The following is a 15,404-nucleotide window of genomic DNA, read 5'->3' as shown; positions in this document are numbered from 1 at the left end:
TCGGTTCTGCGGGCTACGCCAGCACCGCACCCTTCGACGCCGACTGGACGAGCTTGGTGTACTTGGCCAGCACACCGCGCGTGTAGCCGTGGGGGAGCGGCGCCCAGCCCGCCCGGCGGACCTCCAGCTCGGCCGGCTCCACGAGCAGGTCCAGCGTCTTGGCCGCCACGTCGAGGCGGATGCGGTCGCCGTCGCGCACGAACGCGACGGGCCCGCCGTCCACGGCCTCGGGGGCGATGTGCCCCACGCACAGGCCCGTGGTGCCGCCCGAGAACCGCCCGTCGGTCACGAGCAGCACGTCCTTGCCCAGGCCCGCGCCCTTGATCGCGCCCGTGATCGCGAGCATCTCGCGCATGCCCGGCCCGCCCTTGGGCCCCTCGTAGCGGATGACGACGACGTCGCCCGCCTGGATGGTGCCGTCCTCCAGCGCGTCGAGCGCCGCCCGCTCCCGCTCGAACACGCGCGCCGTCCCCTCGAACACGTCGGAGTCGAACCCCGCAGACTTCACGACGGCGCCCTCCGGCGCGAGCGACCCGTGCAGGATCGTGATGCCGCCCGTGCGGTGGATGGGGTCGTCCATCGCGCGCAGGATCTTGCCGTCCGGGTCCGGCGGGTCGATCTCGGCCAGGTTCTCCGCCACCGTGCGCCCGGTGACGGTCAGCGCGTCGCCGTGCAGCAGCCCGGCGTCCAGCAGCGCCTTCATCACGACGGGAACGCCGCCGATGCGGTCGACGTCGTTCATCACGTACCGGCCGAACGGCTTGAGGTCGCCCAGGTGCGGCACGCGGTCGGCGACGCGCGAGAAGTCGTCCAGGGTCAGCTCCACCTCGGCCTCGTACGCGATGGCCAGCAGGTGCAGCACCGCGTTCGTCGACCCGCCGAACGCCATGACCACGGCGATCGCGTTCTCGAACGCCTCCTTGGTCAGGATGTCGCGCGCCGTGATGCCCTGGCGCAGCAGGTTCACCACGGCCTCGCCCGAGCGGTGCGCCCACGCGTCGCGCCGCCGGTCGGCCGACGGCGGGGCCGCCGACCCGGGCAGGGACATGCCCAGCGCCTCGGCCGCCGACGCCATCGTGTTGGCCGTGTACATGCCGCCGCACGCACCCTCGCCGGGACAGATCGCCCGCTCGATGCGGTCCACGTCCTCCCGGCTCATCAGGCCCCGCGCGCACGCCCCGACCGCCTCGAAGGCGTCGATGATCGTGACCTGCTTCTCGGTGCCGTCGCTGAGCTTGACCCAGCCCGGCATGATCGAGCCCGCGTAGAGGAACACGCTCGACAGGTCCAGGCGGGCCGCCGCCATGAGCATGCCGGGCAGCGACTTGTCGCAGCCGGCCAGCAGCACCGAGCCGTCCAGGCGCTCCGCCTGCATCACCGTCTCGACCGAGTCGGCGATGACGTCCCGCGAGACCAGCGAGAAGTGCATGCCCTCGTGACCCATCGAGATGCCGTCCGAGACCGAGATGGTGCCGAACTCCAGCGGATAGCCGCCCGCCGCGTGCACCCCCTCCTTGGACGCCTGGGCCAGCCGGTCCAGCGACAGGTTGCAGGGCGTGATCTCGTTCCACGAGCTCGCCACGCCGACCTGCGGCTTCGCGAAGTCGTCGTCGCCGAGCCCGACGGCGCGCAGCATGCCGCGCGCCGCGGTGGCCTCCAGACCGTCGGTCACCTGGCGGGAGCGGGGCTTGATGTCGACCGGGGGGTTGTCGCTCATCCCAGCATTCTGCCCGCGGGCCCACGCCGCCGCAGGTGGGACAGCCGATCGTCAAACCGGTTGGCGGCATCGTCAAACCGGTTTTACGTTGACCGTACCCGAGCAACCGGAGGGAGGAGAGCGATGCAGCGGCCCACGATCGACGACGTCGCCCGCGCCGCGGGCGTCACCAAGGCCACCGTCTCGCACGCCTACAGCGGCAAGCGGCCCATCTCGGCGACCACCAAGGCACGCGTCTTCGCCGCGGCCAAGCGCCTCGACTGGGTGCCCAGCTCCCGGGCCCGGGCGCTCGCGGCCCGCCGCGCCAACGCCGTCGGCGTCGTGCTCTCGCGCGACCCGGCGATCCTCGCCTCCGACGCGTTCTTCCCCGCCTTCATCTCGGGCGTCGAGTCCGCGCTCGCCGGGCACGAGATCGCCCTCCTGCTCCAGGTCGTCACCGGACGCACCGCGGAGGAGCGGGCCTACCGCGCCATGGCCAGCGGCCGGGCGGACGGCGTGATCGTGCTCGACCTCCACCTGGAGGACTGGCGGGTCGACTACCTGCGGCAGCTCCGGCTGCCCGCCGTCCTGCTGGGTGCCTACGACGCCGAGAGCCCGTTCTCGAGCGTCCGCACGGACGACGCCGCACCGGTGCGCGACCTGGTCGCCCACCTGCGCGGCCAGGGTCACACCCGCATCGCCCACGTGTCGGGTCCGCTCGACTACGTGCACTCGGACGCCCGCGCGCGGGCGTACGTGCAGAGCCTCGGCAGCCGGGAGCTGCTGCGTGAGGGGGACTTCACCGCCGGGAGCGGCCGAGCCCTCACCGCCGAGCTGCTCGACCTGCCCGACCGGCCGACCGCCATCCTCTACGCCAACGACACGATGGCCATCGCCGGCTACTCCTACGCACGCAGCCGGGGCCTCCTGGTCCCGGACGACCTCGCCGTCGCCGGATTCGACGACGACCACCTCTCGGCTCACCTGAGCCCCGCCCTGACCAGCGTCTCCACCGACCCGTTCCGCCGGGGGAGGGTGGCGGCCGAACGGCTGCTGGCCGACCTCGCCGGCGAGCCGCCCGAGTCCGTGACGGTCGACTGCAACCAGCTTCGCCTGCGCGCCAGCACCGCCGGCCCCGCACCCGAGGCACACCACTCCGAACTCGAGGAGGAGTTCTCATGAAGCACCCCCGTATCGCCCCGGCCGCCGCGCTGCTCACCGCGGTGGCACTCACCGCCGCCTGCTCCGGCGGAGGCGGTGGCACCGGCGGCGAGAACGCCTCGGGCACCGGCCCGATCACCGTCTGGCTGTCCAACAACGAGCAGGAGGTCGCCTGGGGCAAGGCCGTCGTCGAGGCCTGGAACGCCGAGCACCCCGACGAGGAGGTGACCGCGCAGGAGATCCCGGCCGGCTCGTCGTCCGAGGAGGCGATCACCGCCGCGATCACCGCCGGGACCGCGCCCTGCCTGGTCTACAACATCTCGAGCGCCGCGGTGCCCGGCTGGGTGCGCCAGGGCGGGCTCGTGAACCTGTCCCAGATCGAGGACGGCGCGAGCTACATCGAGGACCGGGTGGGCGACGGCGCGCAGACCTACCTCACCGACGACGGGTACTACCAGCTGCCGTGGAAGTCGAACCCGGTGATGGTCATGTACAACAAGACCGTCTTCGAGAAGGCGGGCCTCGACCCGGAGAACCCGGACATGGCCACGTACGACGACTTCCTCGCCGGCGCGCGGCAGATCGTGGACTCGGGTGCGGCGGACAGTGCCATCTGGCCGTCGCCGACCAACGAGTTCTTCCAGCCGTGGTTCGACTTCTACCCCCTGTACCTCGCCGAGTCCGGTGGCACGCCCCTGGTCGAGGACGGCAAGGCCACGTTCGACGACGAGAACGGCAAGGCCGTCGCCGACTTCTGGGCCACGGTCTACTCCGACGGCCTCGCGCCGAAGGAGGCGTCGACCGACGACGCCATGTCCGCCGGGACGACGGCGATGCAGCTCGCGGGCCCGTGGGCCATCGCGTCGTACGCGGACAGCGTCGACGTCGGCTTCATGCCCGTGCCGACGTCGGACGGCGAGGCCGACCCCGTGACGTTCGCCGACTCCAAGAACGTCTCGATGTTCACCGCGTGCGAGAACCAGGGCACCGCGTGGGAGTTCCTGAAGTTCTCCACCAGCGAGGAGAACGACGGCGCCCTGCTGGAGGCCACCGGCCAGATGCCGCTGCGCACCGACCTGGGCACGACCTACGCCGACTACTTCGCGGACAACCCGGCCTACGAGGTGTTCGCCGACCAGCGCACGGGCGACGTGCCCAGCATCCCGAACTCGGTCGAGGCGTGGCAGGCGTTCCGCGACGCCTACTCCTCGGCGGTCATCTTCGGCACGACCGGCGTGGACGAGTTCCTGAGCGGCGCCGCGCAGACCATCGACGGACTCGTCCAGGAATGATCTGAATGACCACCCGACCCGGCACGACGACGCGCGAGCCCCGCACCACCCGGCACCACTGGTGGGGCAGGCAGCCGATCGGCTCGCTGTTCGCGCTGCCGTACCTCGTGTTCGTGCTCGCGATCTTCGCCTACCCGCTGGGGTTCGCGGTCTGGATCGCGTTCCACGACTACTTCTTCACCGCGCCCGGCGTCGAGGTGCCCAAGCCCTTCGTGGGCCTGGACAACTTCGTCACCGTGCTGCAGGACCCGCAGGTCCTGGAGTCGTTCCGGAACATCGGGGTGTTCCTCGTCATCAACGTGCCGCTCACCGTGGTGCTGTCGATGGTGCTGGCCAACGCCCTGAACGCGGGCATCCGGTGGGCGGCGGCGTACCGCGTCGCGTTCTACGTGCCCTACCTCACCGCGAGCGTGTCGCTGGTCGGCGTGTGGCTGCTGCTGTTCTCGTCGGGCGGGCTCGTCAACGCCGTCCTCGGGCCGCTCGCGCCGGACCCGTCGTGGCTGGTCAGCTCGTCCCTGGCGATGCCGACGATCGCGCTGTACGTGACCTGGAAGCAGCTCGGCTTCTACATCCTGCTGTACCTCGCGGCGCTGCAGAACGTGCCGCGCGAGCTGCACGAGTCGGCCGAGACGGACGGCGCGAACGCCTGGCAGCGGTTCCTCAACGTGACCGTGCCCGGCGTGCGCTCCACCACCGTGCTGGTGCTGGTCCTGGCGATCATCACGGGGGCCAACCTGTTCACCGAGCCGTACCTGCTCACCAACGGCGGCGGCCCGGACGGCGCCTCCGTGACACCCGTGCTGCTGATCTACCAGCGGGGCATCCAGCAGCAGAACCCGGACACCGCCGCGGCCATCGGCATGCTGCTGGTCATCGTCGTCGGCGTGCTGTCGCTCGCCGCCAACCGCATCAACCGGGAGCGCTGACATGCGAACGACTCGACGACAGCCCGGCACCTGGGTGCGCTACCTGCTGCTCACCCTGGCGGCGGCCGTGTTCGCCTTCCCGTTCTGGTTCATGGTGGTGGGGGCCTTCCAGGAGAGCCCCACCAACACCCCGGGCCAGCTCCTGCCGACGTCCGGCTGGACGCTCGGCAACTTCGCGGCGATCGACTCGCGGATCGACCTGCTCGGCTCGCTGCTCAACTCGCTGGTGTTCACCGCCGGCGTGCTGCTGGGCACCGTGACGTTCGGGCTGCTCGCGGGCTACGCGATGGCGCGGCTGGACTTCCGCGGCCGGGGCGCCACCTGGGTGCTCATGCTGCTGGTCCAGATGGTGCCGTTCCAGCTGCTGATGATCCCGCTGTACGTGCAGATCACCCGGGGTTTCGGCCTCGGTGACACGTACCTCGGGATGATCCTGCCGTTCGCGATCAACACGACCGCGGTGTTCATCTTCACGCAGTTCTTCCGGGCGCTGCCGCAGGAGATGTTCGAGGCGGCGCGGATCGACGGCGCGAGCGAGCTGCGCATCGTGCGCTCGATCGCGGTGCCGCTGGTCCGGCCGGCCCTGACCACGGTCGTGCTGGTCACCTTCATCGGGCCGTGGAACGAGTTCCTCTGGCCGTTCCTCATCACCAAGGACGCCACGCTGCAGCCGCTCGCGGTGTCGCTGGCGAACTACATCTCCAACGTGGCCCAGTCCACCGCCAACCCGAACGGCGCGATCCTGGCGGGCGCCACCACGCTCGCGTTCCCCGTCGTCGTTCTCTTCGTCCTGTTCCAGCGGTACTTCACCGCATCCAACATCGGCTCCGCCGTGAAGGGCTGACCCACACCATGAGCGCCACCAGCATGTTCACGAACGCCACCTTCCCCCTGGGCCCGTTCGTGCCGTACGAGCACAACCCGATCCTGCGCCCCCGCGGCGGCAGCTGGGAGTCGGCGAACCTCTACAACCCGGCCGCCCTGGTGGTCGACGACGAGGTGGTGCTGCTGTACCGCGCGCACGCCGAGGACATCGTGTCCCACATCGGGCTGGCGCGGAGCAGCGACGGCTACCACTTCGAGCGCGAGGCCGAGCCGATCCTCTCGCCGTCCGAGGACTACGAGCGCTACGGGTGCGAGGACCCCCGCATCGCGTACATCGAGGGAACCTACTACCTGACCTACACCGGCTGGGACCGGCACAGCGCGCAGCTGTGCCTCGCCACGTCGACCGACCTGCACACGTGGACCAAGCACGGCCCCCTGTTCGAGTCGTTCGACACCTTCGCGACCGTGGACCCGCGCGGCTTCAACTGGTCCAAGGCCGGCGTGATCGTGCCGGTGCGGATGCAGGGGAAGTGGTGGATGTACTTCGGCGAGGGCGCCATCTACTGGGCCACGAGCGACGACCTGATCCACTGGACGCCCGGCAGCCCGGACACCGAGCCCATGTACTCGCCCACGCCCGGCTCGTTCGACGCCGACCTGGTGGAGATCGGCACCTCGCCCGTGCTCACCGACAACGGGCTGCTCGTCATGCTCACCAACGGGGCCACGCGCACGATCAACCCGGACGGCAGCGTCGACGTCGACTACCGGTGCGGGCAGATCGCCATCGACCCCGACAACCCGACGCGGGTGCTCGCCCGGCTGCAGGAGCCGTGGCTGCGCCCGCAGACGTTCGAGGACAGGAACGGGCTGGTCTCGAACGTGACGTTCGTCGAGGGCCTGGTCCAGTTCCACGGGAAGTGGTTCGCGTACTACGGCCAGTCGGACACGACGCTGGCGGTCGCCGTCCACGACCCGTCCCGCCCGTACGGCACGACCCTGGCCCTCTGACCCCGGCGCACCTTCCGCGACCCAGTCATCGCGCCCGGAATCCACCGTGGTTCCGGGCGCGATGACTGGGTCGCGGCGTGTGGACGGGTGTTGACCCCGTGCTTCACCCCCAGTAGTGTCCCGGTGATCGACACAGAGGTCCCGGTCAGCGGGACAGTCACACGATGGGGTGAGACGTGGAGACGAGTACGTTCACGCGCCGCGCGGTCCTGCGGGCGATCGGCGCGGCCGGCCTCGCCGGCGTCGCGGCGGCGGTCACTGGCTGCGCGCCGACGATCGGGACGGCGGCGCTGCCCCGCATCCCGGCGGCCTACGACGGACCGCCGGTCCGGCTGAAGTTCTGGAACGGGCTCACGGGCGGCGACGGCCCCGTGATGCGGGAGCTCCTGGCGGAGTTCACGCGGGAGCACCCGAACGTCCGCATCGACATGTACGCCCTGCCCTGGCCGGACTTCTACCAGAAGTTCCCCGCCGCGGTGACGAGCGGCCTGGCACCCGACTTCGCGCTCATGCACAACTTCCAGGTGGCCACGAACGCCGCCCGGAAGGTGATCATGCCGGTCGACGAGATCCTGCAGACGGTCGGCCTGCGCGAGGAGGACTACCTGCCGGTGGTCTGGGGCTCCGGCGTCTACCGCGACCAGCGCTGGTCGCTGCCGCTGGACATGTGGCCGGACTCGCTGTTCTACAACCGCCGCGTGCTGGAGCGGGCGGGTCTCGACCCCGACGCCCCGCCGGCCGACCGCGCCGCCTACGAGCACGCGCTCGACGCGCTGGCGTCGTCCGGCGTACGGGGCCACTGGCTGCCCGCCGTCGACCCGCAGGGTGTGGGGCGCGGCTTCGACTCCCTGCTGTGGCAGTTCGGCGGCGAGCACTACTCCGGCGACGGCCGCGCCGCGACGTTCGCCGAGCAGCCCGGCGTCGACGCGCTCGCCTGGCAGCAGTCGCTGATCCGGACCGGCTGGAGCCCGCGGGACGTCAGCGGCTCGGACGCCTCGATGGCGTTCAAGAACGACCAGAACGCGTTCCTGTGGGGTGGTCCCGGCGCCTTCATCAACGACCTCGGCTCGGTCGAGGGGCTGGACTGGGACGTCGCCCCGCTGCCGCGGATCGGCACCGAGCAGGCCGCCTTCTCCGGCTCGCACCAGTTCGTGGTGGCCCGCCAGCCCCGGTTCGACGCCGACCGCCTGGCCGCCGTCGTGACGTTCCTCGGCTGGATCCTGGCGAACTCGACCGGCTGGGCGTCCGCCGGCCCGGTGCCGGCGCGCCTGCCCGTCCTCGACTCGCCCGAGCTCGCTCAGATGACAGCGCAGTCACACGTCGCCGGGGGTGTCGAGCACATCCGGTTCTACCCGCTCGTGCCCGGCATCGCCGAGGTGCAGACCAGCATCCTGTACCCCGCGATCGGCGACGCCCTGCTCTCGCTCGGTGACCCCCGCGCGGCGCTGGAGACCGCGACCACCCAGGCGTCCTTCCTGCTGCAGGAGAACGCCGAGAAGTACGGGAGGGCCTGACCCATGACCGCCATCGCCGCCATCGCCTCTCGGGAGCGCCGCACCGGCGGTGCGCCGGCCCCGCGCGCCGGCCTCTACCCGACGCCCCGCTCGCCGCATCGTCCCCGGCCCTGGACGCCGTACGTCTTCCTCGCGCCGTTCGTGCTGATCTTCGGCACGTTCGTGCTGGTCCCGGCTGTCGCCGGCCTGTGGATGAGCCTGCACAACTGGGACTTCTTCCTGCCGGACCGCCCGTTCGTGGGCCTGCAGAACTACGTGGACCTGTTCACCCCGGACGCGCTCGTGGCGCAGCAGTTCTGGGAGAGCATGCGGGCCACCGGCCTGTTCGTGGTGCTCTCCGTGCCGCTGCTCATGGCGATCCCGCTCGGCCTGGCGCTGCTGCTCAACCAGCGGTTCCGCGGGCGCACGTTCTTCCGGGCGGTCTTCTTCGCGCCCTACGTGCTGGGCGTCAGCGTGGTGGGCCTGCTGTGGCAGTACCTGCTCAACGGCAACACCGGCCTGATCAACGGGTACCTGGCGCAGCTCGGCGTCACCGAGCCGGTCCCGTGGCTGACGGCGACCCCGTGGGTCTGGGTGTCGCTCGTGGGCGTGACCGTCTGGTGGACCATGGGCTTCAACTCAGTGGTCTACCTCGCGGGGCTGCAGAACGTGGACGAGGCGCTCTACGACGCCGCCAAGGTCGACGGCGCGAGCCGCTGGCAGCAGTTCGTGCACGTCACGATCCCGCAGCTGCGGCCCGTCATCCTCTTCGTCCTGACCATGACCGTGCTGGCGTCGGCCAACATGTTCGGCCAGTCCTACCTGCTCACCGGCGGCAACCCGTCGAACGAGACCCGCACGGCCATCATGCTGATCGCCGACGTGGGCCTGGAGCAGTTCCGCATGGGCCTCGCCGCCGCGATGAGCTACCTGCTGGCCCTGCTGCTGATCGTCGTCAGCGCCCTGAACTTCCTGTTCCTGCGACAGAAGGAGAGCTGACGTGGCGACCACCGCCGTTCCCGCGAGCAGCACCACCCGTCCCGTGCCCGCCCCGCGCACCCGGCGTGACCCGGCCACGGGGCGCGGCGTCGTCGGCACGCTGCTGCTGTACGCGGCCCTGCTCATCCTGTCCGTGCTGATCCTGGCCCCGCTGCTGTGGATGCTGTCCACGTCGTTCAAGACGACGGGGGACGCGACGGCCCTGCCGCCGCAGTGGATCCCGCCGACGCCGACCGTCGAGGGCTACGGCCGGCTGTTCGCCGACGCCCAGGCCCCGCTGCTGCGCTGGCTCGGCAACTCGGTGCTCGTGGGCGTGCTGCACACCGTGCTGGTGCTGGCCACGGCCTCGGCGGCCGCCTACCCGCTGGCCCGGATGCGGTTTCCCGGCCGCCGGCTGATCTTCGCGCTGGTCATCGGCACGCTCTTCGTACCCGGCTTCGTCTTCCTCATGCCGAACTACCTCATCGTGGACGGGCTGGGCTGGCTCGACAGCGTCTGGGCGCTCGTGGTGCCCGGCGCGGCCAGCGCGTTCGGCGTGTTCTTCCTGGTGCAGTTCTTCCAGAGCCTCCCGGCCGAGCTCGAGGAGGCTGCCCTGATCGACGGCGCCAACCGGTGGCAGATCTTCGTCCGCGTGGTGCTGCCGCTGTCCCGGGCGCCGCTGGCCACCCTCGGCCTGCTGTCCTTCCTGGGCAGCTGGAACGACTTCCTCTGGCCGCTGTACGTGCTGTTCAACCCGGAGCGGCTCACGCTGCCCGCGGGCCTGGCGACGCTGCGCGGCGCGTACGCGACCGACTTCCCGGCCGTCATGGCCGGCGCGGCGATCGCGAGCGTGCCCGTGCTGATCCTGTTCGCCTTCGTGCAGCGGTTCGTGATCGCCGGTGTGGCCCGGTCCGGTCTCAAGGGATGAGCCGGTGCCGTGCAGAATGGCAGCGTGAACGACACGAGCACCGGCAACCCCGGAACCCTCGCACGCGGCCTGGACATCGTGGAACGCATCGCCGCAGGCCCGGGGGTGACGGTGCAGCGCCTCGCGGCGGACCTCGGTCTGAGCCGCAGCGCGGCGTACCGCATCGTGGGCACGCTGCGCGAGCGGGGCTACGTGGTGGGCGACGCCGAGCTGCGCCTGGGGCCCGTCGTCCTGCGGCTCGGGCTGCAGGCGATGGAGGGCCTCGACATCCACGCCGTCGGGCCCGGGCCGCTGCGCGAGCTGGTGGCCGAGACCGAGGAGACGGCGTTCATCGCCGTCGTCGACGACGACCAGATGTGCTACGTCATGCAGGAGGAGGGGCCGCAGGTGGTCAAGGTGGTGTCCAAGCTCGGCAGCCGCGCCCCGCTGCACGCGTCGGCGCTGGGCAAGGCCTACCTGTCGGCCCTGCCCGCCGCCGACGCCCGGGCCGTGGTCGACCGCCTCCCGCTCACCGGGTACACCGACACCACCCTGACCACGCCGTCCGCGCTGCACGCCGACCTCGACCTGATCCGTGAGCGCGGCTGGGCCCTGGACGACGCCGAGCGCGAGCCCGGCGTCCGCTGCATCGCCGCGCCGGTCCGCGGGACGGGCGGCCCGGTCGCCGCGATCAGCGTGGCCGGCCCGCGCGACCGCATCGTCGCGGCCCAGCCCGCCATCGTGGCGGCGGTGCTCCGCACCGCCGCCCGCCTCTCCGCCGCGCTCGGCGCGGCACCCCCGCCCGAACGCACCTGACCCGCACCCGATTGGATCCCATGCCCTCCGCAGACCCCCGCATCAGCTCCGTCCGGCTCGCCTCGCTGGAGACCCGCTACCCCCGGACCGTCGGCCGCAACGCACGGCTCGGCAGCCACGGCTCCGGACCCGACTCCCACGTGGCGGTGCTGGTCACCGACGACGGCCGCACCGGCTGGGGGCTGTTCGAGGGCCCGCCGGGCGACGTCGCCCGGGTCGAGGGGCGTCGGCTGTCGGAGCTGATCGACCCCGCCGCGGGCATCCGCAACGACGCGGAGCACTGGCTCGACATCGCGCTGCACGACCTGCTCGGCGTGGTGCTCGACGCCCCCGTGCACGCGCTGCTCGGCGGGCACGGCTCGCCCGACGTCGCGGTCTACGACGGCGCCATCTACTTCGACGACCTCGACCCCGACGAGGCGCCGCGCGGGATCGACGTGCTGGTCGAGGAGTGCCGCGCCGACGCCGCCCTGGGCCACCGCGACTTCAAGCTCAAGATCGGCCGGGGCAACAGGTGGCTCCCGCGCGAGGCCGGCGACGCCCGCGACGTCGCGGTGACCCGCGCGGTCCGGGAGGCGTTCCCCGACGCGCGCATCCTGGTGGACGCCAACGACGGCTACGACCGCGACGGGTTCCTGGCCTACCTGGAGGCCGTGGCCGACGTCGGCCTGTTCTGGGTCGAGGAGCCATTCCTGGACGACGCGGACGACCTCAAGGCACTGCGCGCCTGGCTCGACGCGCACTCGCCGGACACCCGGATCGCCGAGGGGGAGACCTCGCCCGACGTCGCCGCGCTGCTGCCGGTCGCGGCGGCCGGGTCGATCGACGTGCTGCTCATGGACGTGCTGTCCTACGGCCTGACGGCGTGGCGGCGGCTGATGCCCCGCCTCGTGGCCGACGGCGTGCACGGCTCCCCGCACGCCTGGGGCCGGCCGCTCAAGACCCGCTACGCGGCGCACCTGGCCGCCGGGCTCGGCAACGTCGAGGTCGTCGAGGGTGTGCCGGGCACCGTGGCCGGCGTCGACCCCGCGCTGCTCGACCCCGTGGACGGCGTGCTGCGCCTGGACGACGCCCCGGGCTTCGGCCTCCCGCTCCCGGCCGCCCAGCACCTGCGCCCGCTGCAGTCCTGACCCCGGCCCGCGCCCCGACCCGCCGAGGCGGTCGGGTGGCGACCACCTCGCCACCCGACCACCTCGGCGGGAGGGGTCACTCGACGCCCAGGGCCGCCACCGGGGACGTACGGACCGCCGTGCGCGCCGGGACCACCGAGGCCAGCAGGCCCGCCACGAGGGCGACGCCCAGCACCACCGCGATGTCCGTCCACGGCACGGCGTAGCGCACGTCGCCCATGAGCGACAGCGCGGTGGCCGCACCGGCCCAGCCGAACACCAGCCCCAGCACGATGCCCAGCACCGCGCCCACCCCCGCGATCAGCATGCCCTCGACCGCGAGCATGCCCCGCAGCTGGTCCTTGCCCAGCCCGATCGCCCGCAGGGTCGCGGACTCCCGGGTGCGCTCGATGACCGACAGGGACAGCGTGTTGGTCACGCCGATCAGGGCGATCACCACGGCGACGGCCAGCAGACCCACGACGATTCCGAGGATCACGTCCACCACCTGGCGGAACTGCGCGGCCTGCGCGGCCGGGCCCAGCACGTACGCGCCGCCGTCGGCCTGCGCCACCGCGTCCTGCACGCTGCCCAGCACCGTCGCCGCGTCCGCCCCGGTGATCGTGCCCCAGACCTCCGTCTGCGTGTCGTCGCCGGTGATCCGGGCGAAGTCGGTGGTCGTCATCACGTGGTCGAGCGCCTGGCCCGAGACGACGAGCACGGTCAGGTCGATGGTGCCGTTCGGTCCCTCGACGGTCGTGACGTCGTTCGTGCCGACGCCGAGCGAACCCGCGCTGTCGGCGTTGAGCAGGATGAACCCCTCCTCCAGCATCCGCGCGTCCTCGGGCACGTTCACCACCGAGGCGAACTCGCCGGGCTGGACCGCCGTCACGGTGGTGCTCGACCCGCCGACGGTCACGGTCGCCCGCGTGACCAGCGTCGTGTCACCGACGCCCTCGGTCTCGCCGACCGCGTCGCGCACGTCCTGGACGTACCGGTCGTCCGACGGCGTCACGCTCACGTCGTACGGGAACGTCTCGTCGAGCAGGGAGTCCGCGGACATCCGGGCGCTCGCGGCCCCGGTCGACATCATCGTCACGAGCGTGACGCCGATGAGCAGCGCGGTGGAGGTGGCCGCCGTCCGCCGCGGGTTGCGCAGCGTGTTGGCGACGGCGAGCCGGGCCGCCGGGCCGGTACGCGCCACGAGGCCACCCAGGCCCGCCGCGACGCGCGGCAGCCAGAGCACGGCGCTCAGCACGACGCCGAAGAACGCGAGCGAGCCGCCGCCCACGGACGCGACCAGGCCGACCTGCGGGCTGCCGGCCATCCCGAGGGCCACGCCGAGGCCCAGGGCCGCGAAGCCGCCGAGCATGCAGAGGATCGAGACGACGAGCCGCGTGCGGCCGGCGCGCGCCCGCAGCGTGGGGGCGTCGGACGGGCGCAGCGCGGCCAGCGGCGCGACCCGCGTCGCCGCCCGGGCAGGGGCCAGGGCCGCGAGCACGGTCACGACGGCGCCGACCGCGAGCGGCAGCACCACCACCTGCCACGTCGGCGAGATGGTCGTGGGCAGCGGCACGCCCAGGTCGAACGACGGCGCCACGACGAGGGCGAGCTGCGCGAGCGCCGCGCCCACCACGATGCCGGCCGCCGAGGCGACGACGCCGAGGATCGCCGCCTCCAGCAGCACGCTGCGGTAGAGCTGGCCGGTGCCCGCCCCGATGCAGCGCAGCAGGGCGAGGGTGCGCGTCCGCTGGGCCACGAGCACCTGGAAGGTGTTGGTGATGACCATGGCGGCGATGAGCAGCGCGATGGCGGCGAACGTCAGCACGAACACGAGGAAGACGAGGTCCTCGCCGCCGGTCTGCCGTGCGGTCTGCTCCGCGGCCACGGCCTCGGTGGTGCGGACGGACACGTCGCGCGCGCCCGTACCTGTGTCCGTACCTGTGTCCGTACCTGTGTCGTCGCCGGTGGCGGTCGCGGCGAGGACCGCCTCGCGCAGGTCGGCGGGTACCTCGTCGCCGCGCAGCGGAGCGTCGAGCGCGACCAGCAGCTCGCTCACCGGGTCGGCGAACGGCTCGCCCGCGCTCCAGGTGTCGAGCGTGGCGGCGGGGACCGCGGCGGCACCGCCGTACGACGTGTAGGCGCCGTAGGGGTCGTCCGCGATGCCGCTCACGGTCAGCTCCTCGGTGATGTCGTCCGGCTCGCCGAGCTCGGCCGCGGGGTCGTCGGACTCGCTCTCGGCCCAGCCGTCGGGGTAGACGGTGCGGTTGAGCGTCACGGTGTCGCCGACGCCGACCTCGAGACGGTCGGCGACGCGTCCGGTCAGGGCCACCTCGTCGGCCGCGGCGGGCCAGGCGCCGTCGGAGAGCTCCAGCGGGGACAGCCTGGGGTCGGCGGGTACGGGTGCGAAGAGCTGGAAGCCGCCCTTGCCGCCGCTGCGCAGGTCGCCGAACCAGGTCTTGACGGGCTGCACGGCAGCGACGCCGTCGACGTCGGCGACTGCGTCGACGTCGGCCGCGCTGAACGTGCCGGGCTCGGTCTCGGGCAGGGACACGACGACGTCGGCCTGGGCGTACCCGGCCGCGATCATGTCGCGTGTGGTGCCGTTGATGACACCGCCGGCCAGCAGTGTCACGGTGACGAAGGCGGTGCTGATGAGGATGGCGGTGCCTGCGGCGGCGAGGCGTCCGGTGCTGCGGCGCATCTGCGCCAGGGTCAGGCGCGCCGTCGGCAGACTGGTGGAGGTCGGTGTCGCCATCACGCACCCGTCCGGGTGCTGGTGCCGGTGGTGACGGCCGGTTCCAGGGTGCGCAGGGCGTCCAGGCCGGCCATGGCCGACTCCGGGGTCGGGTCGCTGATGTCCCCGGCGATCCGACCGTCGGCGATCAGCACCACCCGGTCCGCGTACGCGGCAGCCGAGGGGTCATGGGTCACCATGATGATCGTGCGCCCCAGCTCCCGCACCGAGCGGCGCAGGAAGGACAGCACCTCGGCCCCCGAGCGCGAGTCCAGGTTCCCGGTGGGCTCGTCGGCGAAGACCACCTCCGGCTGAGCGATCAACGCCCGCGCGATCGCCACCCGCTGCTGCTGCCCACCGGACAGCTCCCCGGGACGGTGGGTCAACCGGCCCGACAGGCCCAGCGTCTCCACCAGGGTGGCCAGCCAGGCCTGGTCCACCCGCCCGCCG

General features: G+C 72.3%; 13 protein-coding genes. 10 read left to right on the top strand and 3 right to left on the bottom strand.

From position 1 onward, the window contains the following. Window positions 1–13: 13 nt before the first annotated feature. Window positions 14–1,717, bottom strand: coding sequence for a dihydroxy-acid dehydratase (ilvD, locus tag APR03_RS16255; protein ID WP_253837260.1), 1,704 nt, complete (start codon window positions 1,715–1,717; stop codon window positions 14–16). A 123-nt stretch (window positions 1,718–1,840) separates the two neighbouring features. Between ilvD and APR03_RS16250 the strand changes: the two genes are divergently transcribed. The 10 genes from APR03_RS16250 to APR03_RS16205 all read left to right on the top strand — a co-directional run bounded on the left by APR03_RS16250 (window position 1,841) and on the right by APR03_RS16205 (window position 12,238). Beyond that, window positions 1,841–2,878 carry a LacI family DNA-binding transcriptional regulator gene (locus tag APR03_RS16250; protein ID WP_253837259.1) on the top strand — a complete coding sequence of 346 codons (1,038 nt, stop codon included), beginning with the start codon at window positions 1,841–1,843 and terminating at the stop codon, window positions 2,876–2,878. Continuing rightward, on the top strand, window positions 2,875–4,149 hold the full coding sequence (locus APR03_RS16245) for an extracellular solute-binding protein (RefSeq protein ID WP_253837258.1): 1,275 nt from the start codon (window positions 2,875–2,877) through the stop codon (window positions 4,147–4,149). Before APR03_RS16250 ends, APR03_RS16245 begins: the two co-directional genes overlap by 4 nt. A gap of 5 nt (window positions 4,150–4,154) precedes the next feature. After that, complete coding sequence (locus tag APR03_RS16240; protein WP_253837257.1) at window positions 4,155–5,075, top strand: carbohydrate ABC transporter permease; 921 nt, start codon at window positions 4,155–4,157, stop codon at window positions 5,073–5,075. 1 nt (window position 5,076) lies between these two features. Next, entirely contained in the window at window positions 5,077–5,919 is an 843-nt protein-coding gene (locus APR03_RS16235; protein WP_253837256.1) for a carbohydrate ABC transporter permease, read from the top strand. Between the two features lie 8 nt (window positions 5,920–5,927). After that, window positions 5,928–6,914: a glycoside hydrolase family 130 protein gene (locus tag APR03_RS16230; protein WP_253837255.1), complete on the top strand. Its 987-nt coding sequence runs from the start codon at window positions 5,928–5,930 to the stop codon at window positions 6,912–6,914. A 176-nt stretch (window positions 6,915–7,090) separates the two neighbouring features. Further along, window positions 7,091–8,428, top strand: coding sequence for an extracellular solute-binding protein (locus APR03_RS16225; protein WP_253837254.1), 1,338 nt, complete (start codon window positions 7,091–7,093; stop codon window positions 8,426–8,428). Window positions 8,429–8,431: 3 nt separating this feature from the next. Beyond that, window positions 8,432–9,406, top strand: a complete 975-nt coding sequence (locus tag APR03_RS16220; protein WP_253837252.1) for a carbohydrate ABC transporter permease — start codon at window positions 8,432–8,434, stop codon at window positions 9,404–9,406. Window position 9,407: 1 nt separating this feature from the next. Then, entirely contained in the window at window positions 9,408–10,313 is a 906-nt protein-coding gene (locus APR03_RS16215) for a carbohydrate ABC transporter permease (protein WP_253837251.1), read from the top strand. Window positions 10,314–10,337: 24 nt separating this feature from the next. Next, on the top strand, window positions 10,338–11,108 hold the full coding sequence (locus APR03_RS25290) for an IclR family transcriptional regulator (protein ID WP_253837248.1): 771 nt from the start codon (window positions 10,338–10,340) through the stop codon (window positions 11,106–11,108). 20 nt (window positions 11,109–11,128) lie between these two features. Continuing rightward, entirely contained in the window at window positions 11,129–12,238 is a 1,110-nt protein-coding gene (locus APR03_RS16205; RefSeq protein WP_253837247.1) for an enolase C-terminal domain-like protein, read from the top strand. 76 nt (window positions 12,239–12,314) lie between these two features. On the opposite strand, the gene APR03_RS16200 is transcribed toward APR03_RS16205, so the two are convergent. Then, window positions 12,315–14,975, bottom strand: coding sequence for an FtsX-like permease family protein (locus APR03_RS16200; RefSeq protein WP_253837246.1), 2,661 nt, complete (start codon window positions 14,973–14,975; stop codon window positions 12,315–12,317). Continuing rightward, window positions 14,975–15,404 (bottom strand): ABC transporter ATP-binding protein (locus APR03_RS16195; protein ID WP_253837245.1); only part of this gene is annotated, 430 nt, incomplete at its 5' end. The genes APR03_RS16200 and APR03_RS16195, both read right to left, overlap by 1 nt.

Source organism: Promicromonospora thailandica, from assembly GCF_024171955.1.
Lineage (GTDB): Bacteria > Actinomycetota > Actinomycetes > Actinomycetales > Cellulomonadaceae > Promicromonospora > Promicromonospora thailandica.
This window is presented reverse-complemented; position numbering and strand designations above follow the sequence as displayed.